Below are 8,036 nucleotides of genomic sequence, written 5' to 3' on the forward strand. Positions count from 1 at the left end.
CGGCGGATAACTGGACCGACCAGGTACAGGCCGATATTGCCCTGGCCTTCGAAACCGCTGTTGTGGAAACCCTGACCATCAAGTGTCGGCGGGCGCTGGACGCGGTTGCCGGCAAGCGCCTGGTCATTGCCGGCGGGGTCAGCGCCAACAAGCGTTTGCGGGCGGCGCTGGAGAAAATGACCGCAGATCGCGGAGCAGTGGTGTTCTACGCCCGGCCGGAATTCTGCACCGATAACGGCGCCATGATCGCCTACGCCGGCTGCCAGCGCCTGCAGGCCGGTCAGAAAGACGGCGACCGTATTCTGGCCGTACCGCGCTGGCCCATGGATACTCTGCCGGGACTGGATCAGCCCTGCGACAACGGCCTGGTGGCCTGAGCAGCCGCGGCCGCGTTCAGAACCGGCGTTCCCGGCCCTGGGCCAGGCGAATCAGGTTGGTGCGATGACGAATCACGATCACGATGGCGAGTAATCCGAACAAAGGCAAAGTGTGCGGCTCGAAGAGAGCGCTTATGGCCGGGCCACTGCCCAGGGCTACCACCGAGGCAAGTGCCGAAATCCGCATACGCCACATGATGACAAGCCAGATCAATGCCAGCAGCATGGTGGTGGCGGGCGCCAGTACCAGCCCGCAACCGAGAGCCGTGGCGACACCTTTGCCGCCCTGAAAGCGATAGAATATGGGGACCATGTGACCGGTAACGGCGCAGAGCGCCACCATGGCCTGAACGTATACTGACAGGCCGGCGGCCTGGGCCATCCATACCGGCAGGGCGCCCTTGAGAGCGTCCAGCGTCAGGGTGACGGCGGCCGGAACGGCACCGCCGCCGCGGTAGACATTGGTGGCTCCCGGGTTGCCGGAACCAATAAGGCGGGGGTCGGGCAGCCGCCACAGGCGGGATACCGGCACAGCGAACAGTACTGAGCCGGAGGCGTAAGCCAGCATGCAGCTGAGTACGATCAGTGTGGCTTGCAGCGAGGCGTCCATGAGATTGGTTGTGCGTCCTTATCTGGTCCGGTAAACAGCTCTTGATGGCTTTCGGGTGCGGGGCTGGCCACCGGTGTTCAGAGCGCCGCAGAATTCATTACAAAACCATAGCGGGTTCCCCGAGACGGTTCAATCAGCAAAAATACGCCCCCGGGCGCACTGGCGGAGTGGTGCAGGTTTGACAGATTACGTGATCATCGAAGGGCTTGAGCTGGAAACCGTTATCGGTGTCTATGACTGGGAGCGGGAAATTCATCAGCGACTGGTTCTGGATCTGGAAATGGTCTGGGATAACCGGGCGGCCGCGGACAGCGACGATGTCGGTCTGGCCCTTGATTATGGCGCGGTCAGCGAGCGAGTCATGGCGTTTGCATCAGTGAACCAGCCGGCGCTGCTGGAGACGCTGGCCGAGGGCCTGGCCGCAGAGCTGATTCAGGTCTTCGGCATGGCGGGCCTGCAGCTGACCCTTCGCAAACCGGGGGCAGTCACGGCCGCGGCAGCGGTCGGTGTGCGCCTGCAGCGGGGTCAGTTCCGGTGAGCGAAGCGCAGGGTCCGGTCCGGGTGTATCTGGGGGTTGGCAGTAACATCGACAGGGAGCGCCACATCCGGGCCGGACTGGACGCGTTGGCGGCCACGTTCGGGCAGCTGGATATCTCACCGGTCTATGAAAGCGAGGCCGTCGGTTTTTCCGGTGATCCGTTTTTCAATCTGGTGGTCGGCTTACAGACACAGTGGCCTGTTGCCAGGCTGTCGCGGTTTCTGAAGGGGGTCGAGGTGGCCAACGGCCGCAAGCCCGAATCTTCCGGTCTGAACGCCAAAACACTGGACCTCGATATCCTGACCTATGGGCAGCTGGCAGCCCCCTGCGACGGGGTTGAGCTACCCCGTGGTGAGATACTGGCCAATGCATTTGTGTTGCGCCCACTGGCTGATATCGCCGGCCACGAGCGCCACCCGGTCACGGGGATCAGCTACCGCGACCACTGGCAAGCGTGGTCGGGAACCCAGAGGCTGTGGCCGGTGGCCTTATGCTGGCCGCTATGATCAGCCTTTGCGAAACCGCTCGATAAGTCCCGCTGTAGAAGCATCAACACCCTCGGTACCGGATTCTCCGGCGAGCTGGGCCATAATCGGCTTGCCCAGCTGCTTGCCCAGCTCCACCCCCCACTGATCGAACGAGTTCAGATTCCAGACAATGCCCTGGACAAAGGTGCGGTGCTCGTACAGTGCGATCAGAGCTCCGATGGCGGCAGGGGTGGTCTGATCAAAGGTCAGGGTGTTGGAGGGTTTGTTGCCGGGGATTACCTTGTGGGGTGCCAACCAGTCGGCATCCGGGGCTGACAGTCCGTCGGCCATCAGTTCCGCGCGTGCTTCTGCAAGGGTCTTGCCCTGCATCAGCGCCTGGGACTGACTCAGGCAGTTCGCGAACAGGGTTTCGTGATGTCGGGCCACCGGATTGTGGGTGCGCATGGGGATAATGAAATCAACCGGTATCAGCAGGGTGCCCTGGTGCAGCAACTGATGGTAGGCGTGCTGACCATTGGCGCCGACACCACCCCAGATCACCGGGCCGGTGTGGTACTCCACGTCCTGTCCATCACGGGTTACCCGCTTGCCGTTACTTTCCATGTCCAGTTGCTGCAGATGGGCGGGAAGTGCCTGCAGGTACTCGTCGTAGGTAATGATGGCATGACTGGAGGCGCCCCAGAAGTTGACGTTCCAGACACCCAGCAGTGCCATGATCACCGGCAGGTTCTGCTCCAGTGGCGCCGACCGGAAATGTTTGTCCATGGCGTGGGCACCGTCAAGAAGCTCGCGGAAATGGGCCATGCCGAGGGTCAGTGCGATGGGAAGTCCGATGGCTGACCACAGTGAGTAACGACCGCCAACCCAGTCCCACATGGGGAAAATATGGTCCTTGTGGACACCGAAGCGGATGGCGGCCTCCGGTTTTGAGGTGACCGCGGCAAACTGCATCGGCAGGTCCTGCCCGGTTGCGCCTGCCTGCACCAGCCAGTCTCTGGCCACCTCACTGTTGGCGAGGGTTTCCTGGGTGCTGAATGATTTGGATTGAACCAGAAACAGCGTGGTTTCCGGTTGGATTTGGGCCAGCACTTCGCTGATGTCGGTGCCATCAATATTGGCCACGTAATGACAGCAGATACCCTCACGGCTGAAGGGTTTGAGGGCATCGGTCACCATGCGTGGACCCAGATAGGAGCCGCCGATCCCGATGCTCACCACGTCGCGAATCGGTTGCCCGCTGAAGCCTTTGCAGTCGCCGTTATGAATGCGGGTAACGAAAGACTCCATGTGATCCAGCGTGGCCTGAATATCCGGAATGATATTATGTCCGGCAACCCGGACGTCAGCGGTGGCCGGGCTGCGCAGGGCCGTATGCAGCACCGGTCGATGCTCGGTATTGTTGAGAGTGGCGCCGCTGAACAGGTCTTCAATTCGCTGGGGCAATCCACAGGCGCGAGCCAGTGCTGACAGCAAGGGCAGTGTTGCGCTGGTTATCCGGTTCTTGGAGTAATCCAGGAACAGGCCGGCCGCTTCGGTGGAGAACCGCTGGAACCGCTGTGGATCCTCCTGGAACAGGGCCCGCATGGGGCGTTGTTCCAGCTCCGACCGGTGAGCCTGCAGCGCCCGCCACTCGGGCCGGCGGGTGAGTCGGGTGGTTGCCTCTGTCATGGTGAGTCCCTTCAGTCAGTGAGTATCAGCGGTTGACGGTCAGATTATCGATCAGCCGGGTAGTGCCCAGGAAGGCCGCCGCCAGTATGGTGAGCTGGCGGTCTCCGGGCGCAGCAGGTTTGAGGGTCTCGCTGTTCACAATGTTGACGTAATCCGGGCGAAAGCCGGTATCGGCCAGCTCAGCCCTGGCTGTGTCTTCCAGGGCTTTGAAGTCATCGCTGCCGGAGGCCAGGGCAGCACCAATATGGGTGAGTGACCGGTAGACCGCGGGTGCCAGGCTGCGTTCGGCCGCTGACAGGTACCCATTGCGCGAGCTTTTGGCGAGGCCATCAGCCTCACGGATAGTGGGCGCACCAATGATCTCGATGGGAACAAACAGATCGCGGCTCATTTTGCGGATCACCGCCAGCTGCTGGAAATCCTTTTCACCAAACACCGCGACGTCTGGTTGGACCATGTTGAACAGCATGGTGACGACGGTGGCGACACCCTCAAAATGACCCGGCCTGCTGGCGCCACAATGGCCTTCACTGACCACTGGCACCAGCACCTGTGTCTGGCGGCCGGGGCCGTTGGGATAGACCTCCAGGGCTGTCGGTGCAAACAGCAGATCGTTGCCGGCCGCCTGCAGTTTTGACTGGTCTTCCTTCAGGGTACGGGGGTATGCATCAAGATCTTCGCCGGCCCCGAATTGCATGGGATTGACAAAAATACTGGTGACCACGATGTCTGCTGCTTCACGGGCTTTTTCGACCAGTGCGATATGGCCTTCGTGAAGATTGCCCATGGTCGGAACAAGGCCTATGCGCTTGCCCTGGTTGCGAAAGCCGGAGATGGCCGCTCTCAGTTCCTGGATGGTGTGTAGGGTTCTCATGCCTTGAACGTATGCTCCTCGGCGGGGAATGAGCGCTCGCGAACGGCTGCCACATAGGCTTCGATGGCCCCGGGAATGCTGCCGCCTTCCGCCAGGAAGTTCTTGACGAAGCGGGCTTTTTTACCCGGTGGTATGCCAAGCATGTCGTGCAGTACCAGCACCTGGCCATCGGTATCCTTGCCGGCGCCAATGCCAATGACCGGTGCCCTGACCGCCTGGGTGATGCGTGCTGCAAGGGCAGAGGGCACACACTCCAGCAGGATAACGTCGGCACCGGCAGCTTCCAGCTGGCAGGCGTGTTCGATCATTTGCTCCGCCTGCTTTTCGTCCCGCCCCTGTACCTTGTAGCCGCCGAACTTGTTGACAAACTGCGGCGTCAGGCCCAGATGCGCGCACACCGGAATGCCGCGATCACTGATTGCCTTGATGGTGTCTGCCATCCAGTCAGTGCCTTCCAGCTTCACCATGTGGGCGCCGGCCCGCATCAGTGCGGCGGCATTGTCCAGCGCGCTGGGAATAGTGCCATAACTCATGAAGGGCATATCCGCCATGATCAGGGCGCCGCGGTTGCCTTTGGCGACAGAGCGGACGTGATAGCAGATCTGCTCCATGGTGACGGGCAGGGTGCTGTCGTGCCCCTGAAGTACCATGCCAAGAGAATCGCCAATCAGAATGGCGTCCACGCCGGCTTCGCTGACTACCTGGGCGAAGGTGGCGTCGTAGGCCGTCAGTACGGCAAACGCCTCGCCCTTTTCCTTGTAGTTGCGCAGTGTGTTGATGGTAACAGCCATAGCAGTCATGCCCTTAGGGATAGAGTGGGACCGGCTCGCCGGTATGTCGTAAGGTTAATGCGGGTAACTTTGGGAGGCAAGGCCGGTTGGTCAGCCAAGGGACAGCCTTTTCAGGTTGTTATCCGGACAGGTTGCCAGAAGCCCGGAAGCACTGAGGCCATTTGGCAGCACCAGGTCGGGCTCGATATCGAGCAAGGGGCGAAGTACAAAGTCTCGCACTGCGATGCCCGGGTGGGGCACAGTTAACCGGTCGCTAGTGATCTGCTGGTCGCCATAAAGCAGCAGGTCCAGATCCAGCGTCCGGGGTCCCCAGTGAATAATGCGCTCGCGACCATGATCCTGCTCAAGGGTTTGCAGCTGGTCCAGCAGTGCTTCGGCAGGCAGTTCCGTGGAAATCAGTGCGACACCGTTTACGAAATCCGGTTGATCCTGAGGCCCCATGGGCGAGCTTTGGTAAAACCATGACTGCGCCAGTAAACGGGTTCTGGGCAGCGACGCCAGTTGGGTGATGGCCAGTGCAAGCTGGGCCAGCGGGTCTTCGAGATTGCTGCCCAGGCCGATCCACGCCTTGACCGGCCCGCTCATCCACTGTTTCTCCGGTCGGCCGGGTGGCTGGTCGGTTTACGCCGGCGCCGGCGCTTATTGGGAGCGGTTCCACTGCCCAGATCGCTGAGCATCTGTTCCCGCCGGCGTTCATCAACCGCCTGAAAATCGGTCCACCACTGGCCAAGGCCAGGCTCCAGCTCGCCAGCGGATTCCCGCACCAGCAGGAAGTCATAAGCAGCCCGGAAGCGGGGGTGCTCCATCAGCGAATGGGCGCGCTTGCCCTGGCGTCTCGGCAGGCGTAACTGCAGTTCCCAGATTTCCTTCATGGGCCCCGAGAAGCGTTTTGGTATCGAGGTGGCCTGCACTTGACGGCCAATGACTTTACCGATGGCCAGGTGCAGGGCCTGTACCGCCGGCTCGCCGTTATCCTGCCGGCGCTGCCATTCGGCCTGCAGGGCGGGCCAGAGCATGGCCGCGTAGAGGAAGTAAGGGGTAACGGACTTGCCCTGGCTGATGCGCAGATCGGTATTTCGTAAGGCCTGAAGAATCAGCGCGTCAGACTGTCCTTCGTCCAGGGCTTTCACGGTTTCAGGAAACAGCGACGCCAGCAGGCCGTACTGACGGAGCAGGCGGTAGGTGGCCTCGCCGTAGCCTGCGGAGAAGAGCTTGAGTACTTCCTCAAACAGGCGGGCAGCCGGAATGTGGTTCAGCAGGGGCGCCAGTTCCCGGATCGGCTTTTCGGTGCCGGGTTCGATGGTAAAGCCCAGTTTGGCGGCAAAACGGACAGCCCGCAGCATACGCACCGGATCTTCCCGGTACCGGGTTTCCGGATCGCCAATCAGGCGTAGCTGTTTTTTGTTGAGGTCGTCGATGCCGTTGGCGTAGTCAACAATGGTGAAATCGCGGATGCAGTAGTAAAGCGCGTTGACGGTGAAATCCCGGCGCAGTGCGTCCTCTTCCTGGTTGCCGTAAACGTTATCCCGCAGCAACTGGCCATGTTCACCGGTCTTGCGGTCATCGTCTTCTTCGCTGTCGACGCCCGTTGCGGCATTGCCACGGAAAGTGGTTACCTCGATGACTTCCCGGCCAAACAGAACGTGCACGATACGGAACCGCCGGCCAATAAGTCGGGAGTTACGAAACAGATCGTGGATCTCTTCGGGGGTGGCATCGGTGGCGATATCGAAATCCTTGGGCCGTTCGCCCCGAAGAATATCCCGCACACCACCGCCTACCAAGTAGGCCTCGTAACCGGCATTGTTGAGACGGTTCAGGACCTTTTTGGCGGGTTCGCTGATGAAGGAGCGGGAAACCGTGTGCTGTTCCCTCGGAATCTCCCTGCGTTGGTATACCGGCGCCTTACGGGACTTTCCGGACATCAGGGAGCGGACTGTTTTTTTGATCTGGTTCAGCATTGAAATCCATGAACTGATTGGTTTCTGTGCTGGTCAACCGGACTGTGCGGGCGGGCAACATGTTTGCCAGTGCCGGCTCCGATGACCGTGCAAAGGGAAGAGTTTAACGGTTTGTGCAGGTTTTGCCCACGGGGAAGGGGAAAACCGGCAATAGAAGGGCGCAATCAGGTTTACAAAGGGCAGATAATCAAAAGGCGGGAACGCTTGCGCGAACCCGCCCTGGAAGAGTAGACGATCTGCATTATTGTTGTTATTCACAGGTAACTCCTGCGGATGCCTCAAATCCAAGGCCTACAAAGCAAGCAAGCGGAACGCTTTGAATACAGAGAGCGGCAGTGACTGTGTGAAAGCTTTAGCAGGTTGTAGCGGCGTCTGGAAGACGATTCTTCTCTACAGCTGCGGCTCGCACAAGCCAAGGCACCACTAAAAAGCTCAGCACCCAAAACACTCAGTTCGCTCACGCCCTATCATTGTTTTTGTTAACGGGCGCTTTCTCTGCAGCTTTTTGTTTTTGTTTTGTCGCTGCGTTGTCACATTGTTTTTGTTGTTGTGCACGTAACTTATTGCAGTGTGCGTGCCAGTTTTGCAAACCCCTTTATTAACAGCGTGTTGAGTTTTTTTAATCCGTTTTCGGAATAAAAAATCCCGGGTTAGTGTTACTGGTCTCACACTTTTACCTGGGAAGGTGTTCCGGGAGGTAACACAGGGTAACAAGGCGTGTGTTACCGA

At 59.9% G+C, this 8,036-nt stretch carries 8 protein-coding genes and 1 pseudogene; 3 read left to right on the forward strand and 6 right to left on the reverse strand.

Annotated elements, in window-relative coordinates:
• Positions 1-377, forward strand: a pseudogene (locus tag AAC035_RS15760) (tRNA (adenosine(37)-N6)-threonylcarbamoyltransferase complex transferase subunit TsaD); the annotation flags it as partial.
• A 16-nt stretch (positions 378-393) separates the two neighbouring features.
• On the opposite strand, the gene plsY reads toward AAC035_RS15760, so the two are convergent.
• Positions 394-987, reverse strand: a complete 594-nt coding sequence (plsY, locus tag AAC035_RS15765) for a glycerol-3-phosphate 1-O-acyltransferase PlsY (protein WP_339805808.1) — start codon at positions 985-987, stop codon at positions 394-396.
• A gap of 178 nt (positions 988-1,165) precedes the next feature.
• Here plsY and folB point away from each other — a divergent pair, with 178 nt between their 5' ends.
• Together folB and folK (AAC035_RS15775) are read left to right on the forward strand one after the other, a co-directional pair.
• The gene (gene folB, locus AAC035_RS15770) at positions 1,166-1,525 is read left to right on the forward strand and encodes a dihydroneopterin aldolase (protein WP_339805809.1); all 360 of its coding nucleotides are present in this window, start codon (positions 1,166-1,168) and stop codon (positions 1,523-1,525) included.
• Positions 1,522-2,031 carry a 2-amino-4-hydroxy-6-hydroxymethyldihydropteridine diphosphokinase gene (folK, locus tag AAC035_RS15775; RefSeq protein ID WP_339805811.1) on the forward strand — a complete coding sequence of 170 codons (510 nt, stop codon included), beginning with the start codon at positions 1,522-1,524 and terminating at the stop codon, positions 2,029-2,031. The genes folB and folK (AAC035_RS15775) overlap by 4 nt, the downstream gene beginning before the upstream one ends.
• Here folK (AAC035_RS15775) and pgi read toward each other — a convergent pair whose 3' ends face one another.
• The 5 genes from pgi to pcnB form a co-directional block, all read right to left on the reverse strand.
• The gene (pgi, locus tag AAC035_RS15780) at positions 2,032-3,681 is read right to left on the reverse strand and encodes a glucose-6-phosphate isomerase (RefSeq protein WP_339805813.1); all 1,650 of its coding nucleotides are present in this window, start codon (positions 3,679-3,681) and stop codon (positions 2,032-2,034) included.
• A 25-nt stretch (positions 3,682-3,706) separates the two neighbouring features.
• The gene (panC, locus tag AAC035_RS15785; protein ID WP_339805815.1) at positions 3,707-4,555 is read right to left on the reverse strand and encodes a pantoate--beta-alanine ligase; all 849 of its coding nucleotides are present in this window, start codon (positions 4,553-4,555) and stop codon (positions 3,707-3,709) included.
• The gene (panB, locus tag AAC035_RS15790) at positions 4,552-5,346 is read right to left on the reverse strand and encodes a 3-methyl-2-oxobutanoate hydroxymethyltransferase (RefSeq protein ID WP_339805817.1); all 795 of its coding nucleotides are present in this window, start codon (positions 5,344-5,346) and stop codon (positions 4,552-4,554) included. Before panB ends, panC begins: the two co-directional genes overlap by 4 nt.
• Before the next feature lie 90 nt (positions 5,347-5,436).
• Complete coding sequence (gene folK / locus AAC035_RS15795; RefSeq protein ID WP_339805819.1) at positions 5,437-5,931, reverse strand: 2-amino-4-hydroxy-6-hydroxymethyldihydropteridine diphosphokinase; 495 nt, start codon at positions 5,929-5,931, stop codon at positions 5,437-5,439.
• A complete protein-coding gene (gene pcnB, locus AAC035_RS15800) occupies positions 5,928-7,307 on the reverse strand; it encodes a polynucleotide adenylyltransferase PcnB (protein WP_339805820.1) in 1,380 nt (459 codons plus the stop codon). The genes folK (AAC035_RS15795) and pcnB overlap by 4 nt, the downstream gene beginning before the upstream one ends.
• Positions 7,308-8,036 lie beyond the last annotated feature (729 nt).

This window comes from uncultured Marinobacter sp., assembly GCF_963974375.1.
In the GTDB taxonomy this organism is placed as follows: domain Bacteria; phylum Pseudomonadota; class Gammaproteobacteria; order Pseudomonadales; family Oleiphilaceae; genus Marinobacter.